Raw genomic sequence first — 18377 nt, forward strand, 5'->3', positions numbered from 1 at the left:
GAGGCCGGGCCCCTCCCGGGTCCCGGCCTCCGTCGACCGCGGGTCGCTCAGTCCTCCTGCTTCGCCCCCGGCGCGGCGAGGCCCTGCGCGATCAGGTCCATCACCGACGAGTCGGCGAGCGTGGTGGCGTCCCCCACCTCACGGTGCTCGGCGACGTCGCGCAGCAGGCGACGCATGATCTTGCCGGACCGCGTCTTGGGCAGCTCCGCCACGACGAGGATCTGGCGCGGCTTCGCGATCGGCCCGATCTCCTTGGCGACGTGGTTGCGCAGGGTCGTCTGGACCTCGTCGGCCGACTGGTCCCCGCCGCCGGCGTCGCCGCGCAGGATGACGAACGCGACCACGGCCTGCCCCGTCGTCTCGTCGGACGCGCCCACCACGGCGGCCTCCGCCACCCACGGGTGGGAGACCAGCGCCGACTCGATCTCGGTGGTGGACAGGCGGTGACCGGACACGTTCATCACGTCGTCCACCCGGCCGAGCAGCCAGATGTCCCCGTCGGCGTCCTTCTTGGCACCGTCGCCCGCGAAGTACAGGCCGTCGAACCGCGACCAGTACGTGTCCTTGTAGCGCTCGAGGTCGCCCCAGATGCCGCGCAGCATCGAGGGCCAGGGCTCGCGGATCACCAGGTACCCGCCCCCGCCGTCGGGGACCGGGTGCGCCTCGTCGTCGACGACGTCCGCGGCGATGCCCGGCAGCGGGACCTGCGCGGAGCCCGGCTTGGCCTCGGTGACGCCCGGGAGCGGGCTGATCATGATCGCGCCGGTCTCGGTCTGCCACCAGGTGTCGACGATCGGGGTGCGGTCGCCGCCGATGACGCGGCGGTACCACATCCACGCCTCGGGGTTGATGGGCTCGCCCACCGAGCCCAGCACGCGCAGGCTCGACAGGTCGAACCCCGCCGGGATCTCCTCGCCCCACTTCATGCAGGTCCGGATCGCGGTGGGCGCCGTGTAGAGGATCGTCACGCCGTACTTCTGCACGATCTCCCACCACCGCCCGCGGTGCGGCGTGTCCGGCGTGCCCTCGTAGATCACCTGCGTCGCGCCGTTGACCAGCGGCCCGTAGACCACGTACGTGTGCCCGGTGACCCAGCCGATGTCGGCGGTGCACCAGTAGACGTCGGTCTCCGGCTTGAGGTCGAAGACGTTGAGGTGCGTGTAGGCCGCCTGCGTCAGGTAGCCGCCGGTGGTGTGGAAGATGCCCTTGGGCTTCCCGGTGGTGCCCGACGTGTAGAGGATGAACAGCGGGTGCTCGGCCTCGACGGCCACGGGCTCGTGCTCGTCGGACGCCGTGTCGACGACGTCCGCCCACCACACGTCCCGGCCGTCCGTCCAGTCCGTGTCCTGCCCGGTCCGCTTCACGACGAGCACGTGCTCGACCGTGGTCTCGCCCTTGGCCAGCGCCTCGTCGACCGCGGGCTTGAGCGCGCTGGCGGCGCCGCGCCGGTAGCCGCCGTCCGCGGTCACGACGAGCTTGGCCTCCGCGTCGACGATGCGCGAGTACAGCGCCTCCGCCGAGAAGCCGCCGAAGACCACCGAGTGCGGCGCGCCGATGCGCGCGCACGCGAGCATGGTCACGACCGCCTCGGGGATGAGCGGCAGGTAGATCGCCACGCGGTCACCTGTGCCGACGCCCAGCTTGCCCAGCGCGTTGGCGGCCTTGGCGACCTCGCGCTGGAGGTCGGCGTACGTGAGCGTGCGGGTGTCGCCGCCCTCGCCCTCGAAGTGCAGGGCCACGCGGTCGCCGTCGCCGGCCTCCACGTGCCGGTCGACCGCGTTGTACGCGGCGTTGAGCGTGCCGTCGGCGAACCAGCGGGCGACCGGGGCGTCCGACCAGTCGAGCACCTGCTCGAACGGCGTGCTCCAGCTGAGCAGCTCGCGCGCCTGCTCGGCCCAGAAGGCCGGCCGGTCGGCATTGGCCCAGGAGTACAGGTCCGCGGTGGCGTTCGCCTGGGCGGCGAACTCGGGGGACGGGGCGAAGCGGCGGTCCTCGGAGAGCAGGTTCTCCAGGCCGCCGGCGGTCGGGTCGGACACGCAGACCTCCAGTGCAGCGTCGTCGGTGCAGCGGTGGGACCAACGTCCCGGTCAGGACTCTAGTTGCCCGCGATGCCGGAAACCTCCGCGCGGGACCGGGTCGTCCTGCCGGGGGTCAGCGGTGCCGCTCGCGGAACGTCCCGAGCTTGACCCCGCGACGGTGCGCGAGGGCGGCGACCAGGCCGGCGACGAGCACCAGGAACCCGGCCACGACGAGCGTGCCGGACGTCCCCGCGACGGTCACCTGGGTGATGGTCGTCTGCCAGCCGGTGGAGTCCAGCAGGCGCAGCGTCTGGGTCTGCACCGTCTCCGGGAGCGCGAGCGCCGCGACGCCGGCGACCGTGAGCACGATCCCGCCCGTGATGGGCGCGGCCGGCGTCCACACCGCGAGCAGCGCGACCCAGCCGAGCGCGAGCAGGCCGAGGCTCACGAGCACGATGCCCGTGACGTCGACCGCGGCGTCCCAGCTCGGCAGCTGCGCCGCCAGGATCCGCGACTGCCCGAGCAGCAGCACGCCCACGGCGAGCGGCGTGAGCACCAGGCCGACGAGGACGCCCAGCACGTGCGTGCCCACCGACGTGCTGCGCGGCGCGTTGGGCTCCGGGAAGAGGGCCGGGTCCTGCTCGGTGGTCGTCCGCGGTGCTGCGGTGCCCGGGGTCGCAGTGGCCAGTGCTGCGGTGGTCGGGGTGGCCGTGGTCGGGGCGGCCGTGGTTGGGGCGACGACCGGGTTCCCGCCGACGGGGGTGGCCGGTGCCGTGGCCGCGGGGGCGGTGGCGGGCAGGACGGTCGTGGCGCCCGGCGCCGGTTCTCCCGCGGGCGTGGGGGACGTCACGGGCCCGGGGGCGATGACGGAGGTCTGCGCGGTCTGCGGGGAGACGGGGGAGGCCGCCGGTGACGCGCCCGGACCGGCGGTCGGTGAAGCGCCCGGGCCGGGTGCGCGCGTGCTGGTCCGCACGGGCGCCGGTGGCGGCGGGACCGGGGTGGGCCGCACGGCCGCGTGCTTCCCGGTGTCCGTGCCGGGCTCGTCGGGGACGGGCTGCTGCACGGCGGTCTCGTCGGCGGCGGGCTGCACCGGCTGCTGCACGGGCTGCTGCACCGCGGTCTCGTCGGCGCGGGGGTCGGTGGGGGCGGGGCTCGGCGCGGCGGGGTCCGGGACCGCCGTCGTGTCGTGGGTGGAGTCGTCCGGCCGGCGCGTGCCGTCGGCGTCGGAGGTGCTCATCGCGCGTCCCCTCGGTGCGGGCGGCACCGGGTGCGCCGCCGTGAGTTCACCGTAGGGCGGACGCCACCGTCCCGCCCCTCACGGCGCCGTCGAGGGCACGCGTGTCGGGCGTGGCCTCGTCGGGCGCGGGTCGGACGAGCACGTCGTCGGCACGCTCCTCGGCCGCGCGCTCGTCGTCGGCACGCTCGACCACCGCGCGCTCGTCGGACCGGGGACGGGAGGCGGCGCGCGGACCCGTGCCGTACGCGTACGCGGCGCCCACCAGGATCGCGCCGCCCAGCGTGTTCCCGAGGCCGACGAGCAGGACGTTGCGCGCGAGCTCGCCCACGGTCGCGCCGGGGAGCCCGCCGTAGAGGCCGATCGCGAACGTCGTCATGTTGGCGACGACGTGCTCGAAGCCGGAGGTGATGAACACCATGACGCACGCGAAGATGACCATGATCCGCGCGGCCTCGCTGCGCAGCCGCGTCGCGCACCAGACGGCGAGGCAGACCATGAGGTTGCACAGGATGCCGCGGACCACCAGCTGCACGTTCGACTCGGCGGCCTTGTGCTCGACCATGCCCGCGATCGTGTCGCCCGCCGCGGTCCCGGGGTCGACGATGCCGGACGCGTGCACGAGCGCGCCGAAGACCAGCGCGCCCAGCAGGTTGCCGGCCAGCACCGCCAGGAGCGTGAGGCCCGCCCGGCCCCAGCCGACGCGGCCGCGCATCGCGCCCTGGGTGAGCATCATCATCGCGGAGGTCGCGAGCTCGCCGCCGGCCACCACGACGACCGTGAGCGCGACGCCGAACACCGTGCCTTGGACCAGGGGGGCGAACGGCGAGCCGGCCTGCACCAGCGGGCCGCCCGCGGTGACCATGATGACCACGCCGATGCCGATGTAGGCGCCGGCGAGCATGGTGCGCACCAGGAACAGGCCCGGTGTCCGCAGCAGGTCGACCTTGTGGTGCGCGGCCTCCACCTGGGTGTCGACGGCGTCCTCGATGCTCAGCACCGCACCAGGCTCCCGCGCGGCCCGGGGCGTCGTGTGGGACGTTGGGCCGTCCCCGTCCCCGTCCCCAGCCCTGTGCCCGTCCCCGGTAGCGGGGTGTGCGGTCAGCCCGCCCGGCGCACCGCGGCCTTGAGCTCGCGCGCCAGCCAGGGGCCGAGGCTGTGCGAGTAGGTGCCGCTCAGGTGCAGCCCGTCGAAGTAGACCGACACCCCGCCGATCCCCGAGTAGCAGCGCTCGTCGTCGCAGAAGCGGCTGGTCACGTCGATCACCGACAGGTCGGGCACCCGCTCGACGACCCGCTCCGTCACGACGCGGGCCACCAGCGCCTTGCTCACGGGGTTGGAGCACTGGCCGTGCAGCTGGAGGCACTGCGGGCCGTCGACCCGGGTCAGGACGCCGTCGGTCAGGGGCACGTCGCCGAGCCAGACCACCTTCGCGCCGGCCTCCCGGCTCTGCTCGATCGCCTCGACGAAGCCGTCGATGCTGCGCGATCCGTCGGCCCAGCCCGCGCGCAGGTCGGACATCAGCACGACGTCCGCCTTCGGCACGAGGGTCGAGAGCACCCACCTGTTGCGCTCCGCGCACGCCTCGAGCTCCGCGGTCGACTGCTCGCGGGGGCCGCCGGTCGTCGACGGCAGGTCCAGGTTCGCCGGGCAGCCGGACCGCGACGCGACGACGACCTTCCACCCGAGGCGCTTGCCGGCGACGGCGACGGCGTCGCTCCACGCGGAGGCGTGCGAGTTGCCCCAGAGCAGCAGCGTGCGCCTGCCCTTCGGGTCGCCGTAGCGGCACACGACCGTGCTGAACGGGCCGGTGTCGTCCGAGCAGCGCGGCTCGCTCGAGGCCACCGGCAGGTCGCTGGACGCGGCGAGGGCGACGTCGGCCGCCACGGGGCCGAACGGGTCCGCGCAGTCGTGGTCCAGGGCGGCCCCGCCGCGGCAGTCGTCCTGCGCGCCGCGGGTGCCCGCCTGGGCGAGCTCGGCGGCGGCCGCCTCGATGCGCGCGTCGCCCCGGTGCTCCAGCTGGACCGCGGCGGTGGCGACGAGCGCGATCGAGACCGCGCCGGCGACGCACGCCCGGGCCGGGGTCCGCAGCGCCCGGCCGCGCCGGAACGGCTGCTCGACGAGGCGGTAGCTGAGCTCGGACACGGCGAGGGTGACGGCCACCAGGAGTACCAGGTCGACGGTCGTCAGGTCCCGCCCGAGGGCGATCGGGGTCAGCACGAGCAGCGGCCAGTGCCACAGGTAGACCGAGTACGAGATGTCGCCGAGGTGCTGGACGGGCCGCGCGCTGGTCAGCCGGTCGAACGAGAACCGGCCGGTCGGGCCGCCGACGAGCACCAGGCACGCACCGACGGTCGGCAGCAGCGCCGCGAGGCCGGGGTACGGCGTGTCGGTGTCGATGAGGACGAACCCGACACCGATCAGGGCGACGCCGGCCCACGGCACCCCGCGGACCCCGCGCACGGCGAGGAGCGCGACGAGGCCGCCCGCGGCCAGCTGCCAGATCCTGGCCGGGGTGACGAAGTAGGCCGCACCCGGGTCGTGCGCCGTCACGACGAAGGAGTACGCCAGGCTGGTGACGAGCACGGCGCCCATCACCGCGCCGACGACCGTGCGCCGACCGAGGCGGGCGAGCCCGCCGGACCGTCTCACCAGCAGGGTGAGGGCCAGCAGGAGCAGCGGCCAGACGACGTAGAACTGCTCCTCGACCGACAGCGACCAGTAGTGCTGGTAGGGGCTGCTCGCCGCGCCCTCGGCACCGTAGTCGACGGCCTCGGCCGCGAGCCGCCAGTTCTCGAGCGACAGCGCCGAGCTCAGGGCGTGCGCGCCGACGCCGGGCCACCGCGACACCGGCATCACGGCCCAGGACGCCACCAGGACGACGGCGACCACCAGTAGCGCCGCGGGCAGGATGCGGCGCGCCCGCGCGGCCCAGAACCGCGCCGCGAACGCACCCGCGCCGAACCGGTCGACGTCCCGCAGGATCTGCCCGGTGATCAGGAACCCGGACACGACGAAGAACACGTCGACCCCGGTGAAGCCGCCGGGCAGGACCGACGGCCAGAAGTGGAAGACGACGACCGAGGCGACGGCCAGCGCGCGCAGGCCCTGGATGTCCGCGCGCACGCCGTGTCGCGGGCCCGCCGGGGCGGCGCCAGGCGGCGGCACGGGGGCCTCTGCCGTCCGTCCGTCACGCGCACGGGCATCGTTCGGCACCGGCTCACGGTAGCCGCACCGTGCCCGCGCGGACGCATCGGGCGCGGCTGCGCGCGGCACGACGGCGGCCTCGCGGCGGGGACTGGGACCGGGCCTCGGGTAGCGTGCGGCCATGACCAGCGACGGCACCGACGCCGCGCGAGCCCGCCCGTGGAACCAGTTCGGCGCCCAGTACGACCACCCGCCCTTCGTCGGGACGCCGCGCACGTACCTGATCGCGTCGGTGCCGCGCTCCGGCAGCCACATGCTCGGCCACCTGCTGCACGCCACCGGTGTCCTCGGCAGCCCGCTGGAGTACCTGCAGCTCAAGAACCTCACCGCGTGGCAGCGCCGCCTGGGTACCGCGGACGCGGCGAGCACGCTGCGCGGCATCATGGCGCGCCGCACGTCGCCCAGCGGCTGGTTCGGCGTCAAGTCCCACTGGCGCCAGCTCGCGCCGGTGCTCGCCGACCCGGCGCTCACGGACGTGCTCGACGTGCGGGAGTGGGTGCGGATCACGCGCACCGACACCGTGGCGCAGGCCGTCTCGCTGCTGATCGCCAGCCAGACCAACGCGTGGATCAGCTTCCAGGACGCGACGCGCGAGCCGACGTACGACTTCGACGCGATCGCCGAGCGGGTCCGGCTGCTTCAGGAGGAGGACGCCGGGTGGGACGCGTTCTTCGCGTCGCGTGACCTCGACCCGCTCGTCGTCGTGTACGAGGACCTGATCGCGGACCCGGCGGCGGCCGTCGCTGCCGTCTGCACCCGCCTCGACGTGCCGGTCCCGGAGCACCTGCCCGAGGCCGGCACCGCGCGCCAGGCGACCGACCTCAACGAGCGCTGGCGCGAGCGGTTCCTGTCCGAGTCTGTGCACTGAGCGCGCGGGAATGCGGTCGCGGCCCGGACGGGTTCGCACCCACGTGACCCATCTCTTCTCGCCGCTCACGCTGCGCGGCACCACGTTCACCAACCGTGCCTGGCTCGCGCCCATGTGCCAGTACTCGTCCGTCGACGGGATGGTGGACGACTGGCACCTGGTGCACCTCGGCGCACGCGCGTCCGGCGGGTTCGGGCTGCTGCTCACCGAGGCGACGGCGGTGGTTCCGGAGGGCCGGATCTCGCCGCAGGACGCCGGGCTGTGGTCCGACGAGCACGCCGCGGCCTGGCGCCGTGTCACCGACTTCGTGCACGCGCGGGGCACCCGGATCGGCGTGCAGCTGGCGCACGCGGGCCGCAAGGCCTCGGTGCACCGCCCGTTCGCGTCGGCGACCGGCTCGGTCCCGGCCGCGCAGGGCGGGTGGGCCACCGTGGGTCCCTCGCCCGTGCCGTTCCCGGAGCTCGCGGTGCCCGCCGCGCTCACGCGCGCGCAGGTCGCCGCGGTCCCCGCCGCGTTCGCCCAGGCCGCGCGGCGGTCCGTGACGGCCGGGTTCGACGTCGTCGAGGTGCACGCCGCGCACGGCTACCTGCTGCACCAGTTCCTCTCGCCCCTGTCCAACCAGCGGTCCGACGAGTACGGCGGCTCGCTCGAGAACCGCGCGCGGCTCCTGGTCGAGACGGTCGACGCGGTGCGCGCCGCCTGGCCGGACGACCGCCCGCTGCTGGTGCGCGTCTCCGCCACGGACTGGACCGAGGGCGGCCTGGAGGTGGACGACGTCGCGGAGGTGGTGCGCACGCTCGTCGGGCACGGCGTGGACCTGGTCGACGTCTCGACCGGTGGCAACGCGCTCGCCCCGATCCCCGTCGCTCCCGGCTACCAGGTCCCCGCGGCCCGGCGCGTGCGGGAGGTCTCCGGGATGCCCGTCGCTGCGGTGGGTCTGCTCGACTCGCCCGCGCTCGCGGAGCAGGTGCTCGCCGAGGGGTCGGCGGACGCCGTGCTCGTCGGGCGGGGTGCTCTGCGGGACCCGCACTGGGCGCTGCGGGCGGCGCACGAGCTCGGCGTGCGTCTGGGCGAGCTGCCCGTGACCCCCGAGCCCGCCGCGGCCGTGCCGCTCGAGCGGGTGACCGGCACCGGCTACCAGCCGCAGTACGTGCGGGGCGCCTTCCGCTGAACCGGTGCGCCGGTGCCGCCGGTGAGCCGGGGCGCCGCGGCGGTCAGGGTGCGTCGGTCCCGGTGGCACGCAGGTAGCGGCGGCCCAGCGTGGCCACCGCCGCGACGAGCTCGGGAGGTCCGTCGACGTGGAAGTCGTACCCCAGCATCCCGATGTACGCGGCGATCGTCGCGACCGAGTCCGCGCCCGTGACCAGGACGCTGTGCTCGTCGTCGACGCGTTCGACGACGCCCACGGTCGAGTTGATGCGCGCGAGCACGGCCTGCGCGGGTGCGTCCACCTGGATGCGCGCGTGGACCGTCCAGCCGGCCGCGGCCACCTCGCGGAGCACGAACGCGGTGGCGTCGCCGCCGGGGACGTCCCGGGGCGTGAAGCGGCGACCGCCCGGGTGGCGCAGCCGCACCAGGTCGAGCCGCACGGGCTCCCAGGCGTCCGTCGTCGGGTCCCGTGCGACGATGTACCAGCGCTGCTGCCAGGCGACCAGCCGGTGCGGCTCGAGCCGGCGGACGTGCTCGTGCCCGGTCTGCTCGACCCGGAGCTCCGTGTGGTCCCGGATCGCGTGCGAGACCTCCGCGAGCGCGTCGGGGTCGACCACGGGGTCAGGCGCGTCGGTGCCGGTGGACGCCGGACCCGCCTCGAGCGTGCTGCGGACCGCCGCGACACGGCGTCGCAGGCGGTCGGGCAGGACGTGGTCGAGCTTCACGAGCGCACCGGCGCTCGCGTCGGTCAGGCCGGCCGACGAGCCGGCGAGGCGCAGCGCCACCGCGATCGCGACGGCCTCCGCGTCGTCGAGCAGCAGCGGCGGCAGCTTGGTCCCGGAGCCGAGGCGGTACCGGCCGCCGGGCCCGCGCACGGCGTCGACGGGGTAGCCGAGCTCACGCAGCCGCGCGACGTCCGCCCGCACGGTCCGGTCGGTGACCGCGAGGCGCTCCGCGAGCTCGGGTCCGGTCCAGTCCGCACGCGACTGGAGCAGCCCCAGGAGCGCGAGCAGGCGTGCCGAGGTCGTGGGCATCGCACCTCTCCGAGGACGTCGTGATGATCGTCGAGAATAGCGGAACGATCTGTTCCGGAACCCTGTCTAGCGTGCTGGTCATGGAGATCACGAAGAGCACCCAGGTCCACCCGTTCCGCATCCAGGTCGACGAGGCCGCCCTCGTCGACCTGCACCGCCGCCTCGCGGCCACGCGCTTCCCGGTCGCGGCACCCGGCGACGACTGGTCGTACGGGACGCCCGTGTCCTACCTCCGCGAGATGGTGGCGGCCTGGCAGGAGCTCGACTGGCGCGCGGTCGAGGCGCGGCTCAACCGGCTGCCGCAGTTCACGACGCAGGTCGACGGCCAGACGATCCACTTCGTGCACGTGCGCTCGCAGGTGCCGGGCGCGACGCCGGTCCTGCTGCTGCACACCTACCCCGGGACGTTCGCCGAGCTCGAGGGGCTCGTCGGACCGCTGACGGACCCGGCGGCGTACGGCGGCCGTCCCGAGGACGCGTTCGACGTGGTCATCCCGTCGATGCCGGGCTCCGGCTTCAGCACGCCGGTCGTCGGCGACGAGCCGTGGACCATGGCGCGTGTGGCGCAGACCTACGACGTGCTGATGCGCCGGCTGGGCTACGGGTCCTACGGGGCGCACGGCAGCGACGGGGGCGCGATGGTCGCCCGGGAGCTCGCGGTGCTGGAGCCCGAGGGCTTCCTCGGTGCGCACGTCCTGCAGCTCTTCTCGTTCCCGAGCGGCGACCCGGCCGAGCTCGAGGCGTTCACGCCGCAGGACTTCGCCGCGCTCGAGCACCTCGGCTGGTTCCAGTCCGTCGGCGGGTACAACCAGATGAACGCGACCCGCCCGCAGACCATCGCCGCGGCGCTCTCGGACTCGCCCGTCGGGCAGCTCGCGTACAACGAGCTGTTCGAGAGCTTCGGCAACGGGACGAGCCTCGTCAGCCGGCAGCAGGTGCTGGAGCAGGTCTCGCTCATGTGGCTGACGAACACCTCCGCCACCGTCGTGCGCTACCACCACGCGGAGGCCCGCGCGGGGCGTCCTCCCGTGGTCAGCCACGGGCGCACCGGCGTCGCCGTGCTCGACTCCGACTTCCGGACGATCCGCCCGTTGGCCGAGCGGGACAACACGCGCATCGAGCACTGGGCCGAGCTGGGTCCCGGCGGGCACTTCGCCGCGATGGAGGTCCCCGAGGTCCTGGCCGCCGACCTGCGGACGTTCTTCGGCTGACCGCCCTCGGTCGGCTCGCAGCGCGGCCGCGGCGGTCGTCCAGGCGTGGGGTCGAGCGTGAGGTCAGGCGTCGGTGCCCCGCGCCGCCTGGGCGACCGCCGCGGCGACGCGGGTGGTGACCTCAGGGTTGAACACGCTGGGCACGATGTACGTGGGGTTGAGCTCGTCGGGGCGGACCACCGCGGCGAGCGCCCCCGCGGCGGCCAGCAGCATCTCGTCGGTGATGCGGTGGCTCTGCGCGTCGAGCAGGCCGCGGAACACACCGGGGAACGCGAGCACGTTGTTGATCTGGTTGGCGAAGTCGGACCGGCCCGTGCCGACCACCGCGGCGTGCTGCGCGGCGTCGTCGGGATCGACCTCCGGGCGGGGGTTGGCCAGGGCGAACACGATCGAGTCGGCGGCCATCGTGGCCACGTCCGCCCCCGTGATCACGTCGGGGGCGGACACGCCGATGAACACGTCGGCGCCGGCGAGGGCGTCCGGGATGGTGCCCGTCACGCCGCGCGGGTTGGTCGCCGTCGCGGTCCATTGCAGCGACGGGGACAGGCCGGGCCGGTCCGGGTGGACCACGCCGTCGACGTCCGCCACGACGACGTCGTCGGCGCCGGCCGCGAGGAGCAGCTTGAGCACGGCGGTGCCCGCGGCGCCGGCCCCGGACAGCACGATCCGCACGTCCTCGATCCGCTTCCCGACGACCTGCAGCGCGTTGGTCAGCGCCGCGACCACGACGATCGCGGTGCCGTGCTGGTCGTCGTGGAACACCGGGATGTCCAGGCGCTCGCGCAGCCGCCGCTCGACCTCGAAGCAGCGCGGCGCGCTGATGTCCTCGAGGTTGATGCCCGCGAACACCGGGGCGATCGCGACCACCGTGTCGACGATGCGGTCCACGTCGGTGGTGTCCAGCGCGATGGGGAACGCGTCGATGCCGGCGAACTGCTTGAACAGGACCGCCTTGCCCTCCATCACCGGCAGCGCCGCGAGCGGCCCCACGTCGCCGAGCCCCAGGACGGCCGTGCCGTCGGTGACGACCGCGATGGTGTTGCGCTTGATCGTGAGGCGGCGGGCGTCCTCGGGGCGCGCAGCGATCGCCTCGCTGACCCGCGCGACGCCGGGCGTGTAGGCCATCGACAGGTCGTCGCGGTTGCGCAGCGGCACCTTGGACGTGATCTCCAGCTTGCCGCCCAGGTGCATGAGGAAGGTGCGGTCGCTGACCCGGTCCACGCGGACGCCGTCGAGCTCGCCCAGCCGGTCCACGATCGTGGCCGCGTGCTCCTCGCCGAGCGTCGCGCACGTGAGGTCCACCTGCATCTGCTCGTGCCCGGACGCCGTGACGTCGAGCGCCGTGACGATGCCGCCGGCCTGCTCGATCGCCGTGGTCAGCTCGCTGACCGCCGTGGGACGGGCCGCGACCTGCAGGCGCGCGGTGATGGACGACGACACGCTGGGCCCGGCCATGGCGCCAGTCTGCCCTCCGTGCACGCCGAGCGCGTCCGGACGGCGCGGGCCGTGGCGCCCGGCACGCCGTACGGTCGGGGCGTGGCGGACGACGTGCTGGCGGGATGGGTCGAGGTCGCGGCGGAGAGCGTCGAGCGCGCCCGGACCGCGTGCGCGGAGCTGCGGTGGCACGAGGCGTACCGCCGGCGCTGGCGCGAGGTCCGCGCCGAGTCCGGCCTGCGTGCCGCCCAGGCGAGCGCGCTGCTCGAGGGGGCGCGGCTCCCGCTCGACGTGGCGCGGGGGATCGCGACCGGGGCGGCCGGGGCCTCGCTCGGCCCCGGTTCCGTCGGCGGCGGCGGGGTGGCCGATCCCGAGGCCGTGCTGACCGGGGCCGTGCGCGGGTCCGCGTTCGCCGAACGGCTGATGCCGGAGCTGGCCGGCCAGGGCGCGCCCGCCGTGCCGCCGCTGCCGCAGCTGCTGGCGCGGGCCCACACGGTGGTGGCGGCGGGCTGGGTGCCGACCGCCGCCCTGGGCCGGCTGCGCGACGACGAGCCCGCTCGCGACGTCGCCGGCCTGGGACCCGCTCCGGTGGGCCGTGAGGTGGCGGCGCGGATCGACCTGCTGTCGAGGACGGTCGCGACGACGAGCGCGCCCGCCCTCGTCGTCGCCGCGCTGGCGCATGCCGAGGTGCTCGCGGTGCGGCCGTTCGTGGCGGGCAACGGGTTGGTCGCCCGGCTCGTCGGACGCGTGCTGCTCACGTGCGGCGGGCTCGACCCGACCGGCTCCGTCCTGCCCGAGTCCGTGTGGGCCGCGGCGCCGCAGGTCTACGTCGCGGGTGCCGCGGGGTACGCGACCGGCACGACGCAGGGCGTGGCGGCATGGCTGACGCAGTACGCCGACGCTGTGGCGAGCGGGGCGGGGGCCGCGCGCGAGGTCGCCGACGCGGTGCTGGCGGGCCGGCTGGGCTGAGCGGCCGGCTCTCGCGGCGTGCGGTGCCCGCGCGGGCTTGCAGGCATGCGGTGTCCGAACGACCTTGCACACGAACGACGACGCCCCCGGAGGGACGTCGCCGTCGGTCTGCCGCCGTGAGGGTGATCAAGCGTGCGTTCTATGGTCGCAACGGGACCAGCCCGGTCGACCCGCCCGAAGGTGGGCTACACCTGCGCGTGGGTGCCCTCCCGGCTCTGCAGTTGTAGGACCGTTCCTACTCCCGTCCGCCTGATCTGGGAAGCCGAGCCGGCGTCCGTGCAGGTCGTGGGCGGCGGCGCGCCGCATGCTGGACGTGGCGTCCGCGATCCGGGACCCGTTCGGCTCAGGCGGCGCGGGCTCGTCGGACCCGGCGGACGGTCCACCAGGCGACGCCCGCGGCGACGGCGAGACCCACCAGGACACCGGTGGTGACCCGGGCCTCGCGGTCGAAGTCGAACAGCGGGACCGGGCGCCGGAACGTCAGGGTGCCCCACCCCTGCTCGAGCGCCGCGCGCCGCAGCGTCCGGTCCGGGTTCACCGCGAAGCCGTGGCCCACCGCCGCGAGCATCGGCGCGTCGGTGATCGAGTCCGAGTCCGCGAAGCTCGCCGCGAGGTCGTACCCGTGCCGGTCCGCGAGATCCCGGATCGCGACGGCCTTGTTCTCGCCGTACGCGTAGAAGTCGATCTCGCCCGTGTAGCGCCCCTCGACCACCTGCATGCGCGTCGCGACGACGTGGTCCGCGCCGAGCACGGCGGCGATCGGCTCCACGATCTCGCTCCCGGACGCCGAGACGATCACCACGTCGTGGCCCGCGGCGTGGTGCTCCTCGATCAGCGCGACCGCCTCGGCGTAGACCGTCGGGTCGATCGCCTGGTGCAGGGTCTCCGCGACCACCTGAGACACCTGCGAGACCGGCCAGCCCGCGACCGTGCGCGACAAGTTGGCGCGCAGGCGCTCCGTCTGTACCTCGTCGGCGCCGCCCACCAGGTACAGGAACTGCGCGACCGCCGTGCGCAGGACGTTGCGCCTGGTCAGCAGGCCCTCCGCGAGGAAGCCGCGGGAGAAGGCCGTGGCCGACGAGGTGGCGATGATCGTCTTGTCCAGGTCGAAGAACGCGGCCGTGCGCCCGACCCGCGGGCCCGACCTGGGGGTTCGCTCGGGGTCGCCGTCCGCGGCCGCGCTCTGCCCCGCGTCGTGCCCGGCGTCGTGAACCATGCACTCCCTCGCTCTCGTCGCGGCACCGTCGTTCCCCGCCCTGCGGTGCCGTCCGCCCGCGAGCCTAACCGCGCGCTCCGACACCGGGCCGTGGCGCACGTCGGGCCGCGAGGTCGTCAGACACGTGCGGCGGCGTCGAGTTCTCATGAGCTCGTCAGAAACATCTGACGTCGACGCGCATCTTCTGACGACCTCGCCGGCGACTGACGCCGCCGCGGGCGATGCGCGGGGCACCAGCCGACCTCAGTGCCCGGCCTGCGCTGGTCGTCCACAGATGGCCCGCGGCTGCGGTCGCGGCGCGGCGGTTGCAGGCAGTCTGCGAACGCGCGGGAGCGGGAGTCGCGGTGGGCGGCGAGGACGCGGCGGGGGGAGGACGCGGTGGGGGAGGACGCGGTGGCGAGGCCGCGGTGGTGAGGACGCAGTGTGTGGCGAGGACCGGTGGGTGGTGAGGACGCGGATGGTGGCGCGGATGCGGATGGTGGCGCGGATGCGGATGGTGGCGCGGATGCGGATGGTGGCGCGGATGCGGATGGTGGCGCGGATGCGGTGGTCGGGAAGGGAGGTGCGGACGCGGTGAGGTGGCCTCAGGTCGAGGTGGGAGGCGTCCGTGCCGTGCCGGGAGAGGTTGCCGCGAAAGGCGGGGTGACGCGCGAGCGCGCGTTCGTCGTGGGCGTCGTCGGTGGGCGTGGCGGCGCCGGGACGTCGACGTTCGCGGCCGCGCTGGCCGCCCGGTTCGCGCGCGCGACGGCGACCGCTCTGGTGGACCTCGACCGGGCGGGTGCGGGCATCGACGTGCTGCTCGCGCTCGAGGACGCCGACGGCGTGCGCTGGCCCGACCTGTCGGCGGCGCGCGGCGAGGTCGATGGCGCGCAGGTGCTCGCGCTGCTGCCGCGGTGGGGTCCGTGCGCGGTGCTCAGCGCGGACCGGCAGCGGCCGACGCCGCCCGAGCCTGCCGTGGTCGCCGACGTGCTGCACGCACTCACCGGCGTCTGCGGCGTGCTGGTGCTGGACCTGGACCGCTCGGGCGTCGTCGCGGGGGAGTCGGTCGCGGCGGCGTGCGACGCGCTGGTGGTCGTGGCGCCGCGCGACCTGCGGACCGTCGCGGGGGTGCTGGCCCTGCGCCCGCAGCTCGTCGGGCACGGCGCCCTCACGGGCCTGGTCGCGGGCGGACCGGCGCCGGGCGGCCTCGGTGCCGACGAGCTCGCGCTCGCGGTGGACCTGCGGCTGCTCGGTCGCCTGCCCGTGGACCGGCGGACCGCGGCGGCGACGGAGCGCGGCGGACTGCCGTTGACGGGCGGCGTGGCCCGGACCGCGGCGCGCGTCGCCCGCGAGCTGCTGGCGGCGGCGTGAGGACGACGACCGACGCGGGCGCGCTGGCACGCCGCCGACCCGCCTCTGGCGAGCCGGGCGGTGCCGGTGGGTGGGGCCGCGGCCCGGCAGCGAGCGGGACCGGTCCGCCCGCGACGACCGACGACGCCGCGTTCGTCGACGCGGTGCGTGACCGGCTGCGCGGGTCCGCCACCAGCGGCCTCACGACCGGGGGCGTCCCGCCCGCGCAGGCGCTCGTCGACGTCGTGCAGGAGGTGGCGCGAGGTCGTGGTGCCGTGCTGGGCTCGGCGGCGTTGGTGGCGACCGTCGAGCGGGTGCGTGCCGCGATCTTCGGCGCCGGTCCGCTGCAACCGCTGCTGGAGGACCCCGCGGTCACCGACGTGCTGGTGAACGGGCCGCGCGAGGTGTGGGTCGAGCGCGCGGGACGGCTGGAGCGCGCGCCGGTGGACCTGGGCTCCGACGAGGACGTGCGCGCGCTGGCCGTGCGCCTCGCCGCGGCCGGCGGGCAGCGGCTGGACGACGCGGCACCCACCGCCGACGCCCGGCTGCCCGACGGCACGCGGCTGCACGCGGTGCTCCCGCCGGTGGCCGGCGGCGGGACGCTGCTGAGCCTGCGGGTGGTGCGCGCGCGGGCGCTGTCGGTCGCCGAGCTCGTCGCCTCGGGCACGCTCGCCACCGCGACCGTGCCCGTGCTGCGCGACCTGGTCGAGCGGCGTGCCAACCTCCTGGTGTCCGGCGCGACGGGCTCGGGCAAGACCACGCTCCTGGCGGCGCTGCTGTCCTGGGTGGGGCACGACGAGCGCATCGTGGTGATCGAGGAGGCGGGCGAGCTCTCGCCCGCCCATCCGCACGTGGTGCGGCTGATGGCGCGGCGCGCGAACGTCGACGGCGCGGGCCGGGTGGACCTGGCCGAGCTGGTCCGGCAGGCGCTGCGCATGCGACCGGACCGCATCGTGCTCGGTGAGTGTCGCGGGCCGGAGGTCCGGGAGGTGATGACCGCGCTCAACACCGGGCACGACGGGGGCTGCGCGACCGTCCACGCCAACGCGGCTGCCGACGTGCCGGCGCGCATCGAGGCGCTCGCGGCGCTCGCCGGGATGGGCCGGGAGGCGGTCGCGGCGCAGGCGTCCGCGGCGTTCGACGCGGTGCTGCACCTGCGCCGTGCCGGCCCGGGGCGCGCGCGGCGGTACCTGGCGGAGATCGGGGTGGTGCGGCGGACCGCCGAGGGCTGGGACGTGCAGACCGGGCTCGCCGTCGAGCCGTCCGGGGCGGTGGAGCACGGGCCGGGCTGGGGGCGGCTCGTGCGCGGGCGCGGATGAGCGTGATCGTCGGGCTCGGGTCCGCGACGGTGCTGCTCGCGCTCGTGGGACCGCGCGGACGGGCGCTGCGCCGGGCCGCGGGTGACGCGCACGCCGGCGCGGGCCGCCCGGCCCGGGGCGCGGACCTGGCCGCGGTGCTGGTCGCGGCGGGGGCGGAGCTCCGGGCCGGGCGGTCCCCCGCCGACGCGTGGACCGCGGCGCTCGGGACGCCGACCGGCGCGGTGCCCGACGTCCGGGACCTGCTGGCGGCATGCGCTCCGGCCGACCGGCCCCGCTCCCGAGACCGGGGCCTGGACTCGGGCCCAGGCCGGCAACGTGGGGGTGGGCTCCCGTCGAGGCCGCGCGCCCCACGCCGTGCGCGGGACCCGCACCTGCTCGCGCGGGCCACCGCGGTCGTCGCCGCCACCCGCACGGCGGAGGAGCTCGGCGCGCCGCTGGCGACGATGCTCGACCGGGTCGCCGAGTCGATCGCGCAGGACGTCGAGGCGCGCGACGAGGTGGACGCGGCGCTCGCCGGCCCGCGCGCGACGGCGCGCGTGCTCGCGGGGCTCCCGCTGCTCGGCCTGGCGCTCGCCGCGCTGCTCGGCGCCGACCCCTTCGCCGTCCTGCTCGGCGGCGGTCTGGGCACCACGGCCGGCGTGGCGGGCGCGGTCCTCCTGATCGTCGGACGGCGGTGGACGGCGCGGCTGATCGACGGCGCCCAGCGCGAGGTGCCGCGGCGGCGTCGGCCCGGGCCGCACCGATGACGCTGCTGACGCTCGTGCTCGGCACGGCGCTCGTCGTCGGACCGTGGACGCTGCGGCGCCCCGCCGTGCCGGCCGCCGCACGCCGCCCCGGGGACGGGCGCGCGGGCCGGCACGCGCCGGCCGTGCCGCTCGACGCCGCGCTCCTGCTCGACCTGGTGGACGCGGCGATCGGAGCGGGGGCGTCGGTCCCGCGCTCGCTCGAGGCCGTGGGCGCCGCGGTGGGCGGGGCGGACGGCACCGCGCTCGCGACGGCGGGCACGGCCCTGGTGCTCGGTGCGTCGTGGCCCGCGGCCTGGGCGGACGCGCCGGTGGCCGCCGGTCAGGTCCGGGACGCGCTCGAGGCCGCGTGGAGCTCGGGTGCGGCGCCCGGGCCGGCCCTGCGGTCGCGGGCGGTGCGGCTGCGTCGGGAGCGACGTCGCCGAGCGCGGGCGGCCGGCGGGTCGCTCGGGGTGCACCTGGTGCTCCCGCTCGGCCTGTGCTTCCTGCCGGCCTTCGTGCTGCTGGGACTCGCGCCGCTGGTCCTGGGCCTCGCGGGCGACCTCGTCGGGACACTGCCGTGAGGTCACCCCGGTCGCGTCCCGACCCCAGCACCCGCCGGACCCTCGCCCGTCCCCAGATCCGGCGCCGGCCGGCCCGGGGCACC

General features: G+C 75.9%; 15 protein-coding genes. 8 read left to right on the top strand and 7 right to left on the bottom strand.

Going from position 1 to position 18377, the window contains the following annotated elements:
• Positions 1-47: 47 nt before the first annotated feature.
• The 4 genes from acs to KIN34_RS07570 form a co-directional block, all read right to left on the bottom strand.
• Positions 48-2036: an acetate--CoA ligase gene (gene acs, locus KIN34_RS07555; RefSeq protein ID WP_214348785.1), complete on the bottom strand. Its 1989-nt coding sequence runs from the start codon at positions 2034-2036 to the stop codon at positions 48-50.
• Between the two features lie 115 nt (positions 2037-2151).
• Positions 2152-3255 (bottom strand): hypothetical protein, encoded by a 1104-nt coding sequence (locus tag KIN34_RS07560; RefSeq protein ID WP_214348787.1) that lies wholly within the window; start codon positions 3253-3255, stop codon positions 2152-2154.
• Between the two features lie 46 nt (positions 3256-3301).
• On the bottom strand, positions 3302-4252 hold the full coding sequence (locus KIN34_RS07565) for a formate/nitrite transporter family protein (protein ID WP_214348789.1): 951 nt from the start codon (positions 4250-4252) through the stop codon (positions 3302-3304).
• 101 nt (positions 4253-4353) lie between these two features.
• Positions 4354-6378, bottom strand: a complete 2025-nt coding sequence (locus KIN34_RS07570) for an acyltransferase family protein (RefSeq protein ID WP_307858137.1) — start codon at positions 6376-6378, stop codon at positions 4354-4356.
• Between the two features lie 202 nt (positions 6379-6580).
• Between KIN34_RS07570 and KIN34_RS07575 the strand changes: the two genes are divergently transcribed.
• Together KIN34_RS07575 and KIN34_RS07580 are read left to right on the top strand one after the other, a co-directional pair.
• Entirely contained in the window at positions 6581-7327 is a 747-nt protein-coding gene (locus KIN34_RS07575; RefSeq protein WP_214348792.1) for a Stf0 family sulfotransferase, read from the top strand.
• A 43-nt stretch (positions 7328-7370) separates the two neighbouring features.
• Positions 7371-8498, top strand: coding sequence for an NADH:flavin oxidoreductase/NADH oxidase (locus KIN34_RS07580; RefSeq protein ID WP_214348794.1), 1128 nt, complete (start codon positions 7371-7373; stop codon positions 8496-8498).
• 43 nt (positions 8499-8541) lie between these two features.
• Here the strand turns inward: KIN34_RS07580 and KIN34_RS07585 are convergent, their stop codons facing one another.
• Complete coding sequence (locus KIN34_RS07585) at positions 8542-9510, bottom strand: helix-turn-helix transcriptional regulator (protein WP_214348797.1); 969 nt, start codon at positions 9508-9510, stop codon at positions 8542-8544.
• A gap of 80 nt (positions 9511-9590) precedes the next feature.
• Here KIN34_RS07585 and KIN34_RS07590 point away from each other — a divergent pair, with 80 nt between their 5' ends.
• Positions 9591-10721: an epoxide hydrolase family protein gene (locus tag KIN34_RS07590; RefSeq protein WP_214348799.1), complete on the top strand. Its 1131-nt coding sequence runs from the start codon at positions 9591-9593 to the stop codon at positions 10719-10721.
• Between the two features lie 63 nt (positions 10722-10784).
• Here KIN34_RS07590 and KIN34_RS07595 read toward each other — a convergent pair whose 3' ends face one another.
• Positions 10785-12176, bottom strand: a complete 1392-nt coding sequence (locus tag KIN34_RS07595; protein WP_214348802.1) for an NAD-dependent malic enzyme — start codon at positions 12174-12176, stop codon at positions 10785-10787.
• A gap of 81 nt (positions 12177-12257) precedes the next feature.
• Between KIN34_RS07595 and KIN34_RS07600 the strand changes: the two genes are divergently transcribed.
• On the top strand, positions 12258-13124 hold the full coding sequence (locus tag KIN34_RS07600) for a Fic family protein (RefSeq protein ID WP_307858138.1): 867 nt from the start codon (positions 12258-12260) through the stop codon (positions 13122-13124).
• 343 nt (positions 13125-13467) lie between these two features.
• Here the strand turns inward: KIN34_RS07600 and KIN34_RS07605 are convergent, their stop codons facing one another.
• Positions 13468-14340, bottom strand: coding sequence for an HAD family hydrolase (locus KIN34_RS07605; protein ID WP_214348805.1), 873 nt, complete (start codon positions 14338-14340; stop codon positions 13468-13470).
• Positions 14341-14982: 642 nt separating this feature from the next.
• On the opposite strand from KIN34_RS07605, the gene ssd reads away from it, so the two are divergent.
• The 4 genes from ssd to KIN34_RS07625 all read left to right on the top strand — a co-directional run bounded on the left by ssd (position 14983) and on the right by KIN34_RS07625 (position 18294).
• Positions 14983-15690 carry a septum site-determining protein Ssd gene (gene ssd / locus KIN34_RS07610; RefSeq protein WP_307858139.1) on the top strand — a complete coding sequence of 236 codons (708 nt, stop codon included), beginning with the start codon at positions 14983-14985 and terminating at the stop codon, positions 15688-15690.
• A 155-nt stretch (positions 15691-15845) separates the two neighbouring features.
• Entirely contained in the window at positions 15846-16988 is a 1143-nt protein-coding gene (locus KIN34_RS07615) for a TadA family conjugal transfer-associated ATPase (RefSeq protein ID WP_214351910.1), read from the top strand.
• Positions 16985-17734 carry a type II secretion system F family protein gene (locus KIN34_RS07620; RefSeq protein WP_214348810.1) on the top strand — a complete coding sequence of 250 codons (750 nt, stop codon included), beginning with the start codon at positions 16985-16987 and terminating at the stop codon, positions 17732-17734. The genes KIN34_RS07615 and KIN34_RS07620 overlap by 4 nt, the downstream gene beginning before the upstream one ends.
• Complete coding sequence (locus tag KIN34_RS07625; protein WP_214348813.1) at positions 17731-18294, top strand: type II secretion system F family protein; 564 nt, start codon at positions 17731-17733, stop codon at positions 18292-18294. Before KIN34_RS07620 ends, KIN34_RS07625 begins: the two co-directional genes overlap by 4 nt.
• Positions 18295-18377: the final 83 nt, after the last annotated feature.

Source organism: Cellulomonas fulva, assembly GCF_018531375.1.
GTDB classification, from domain to species: Bacteria; Actinomycetota; Actinomycetes; order Actinomycetales; family Cellulomonadaceae; genus Cellulomonas; species Cellulomonas fulva.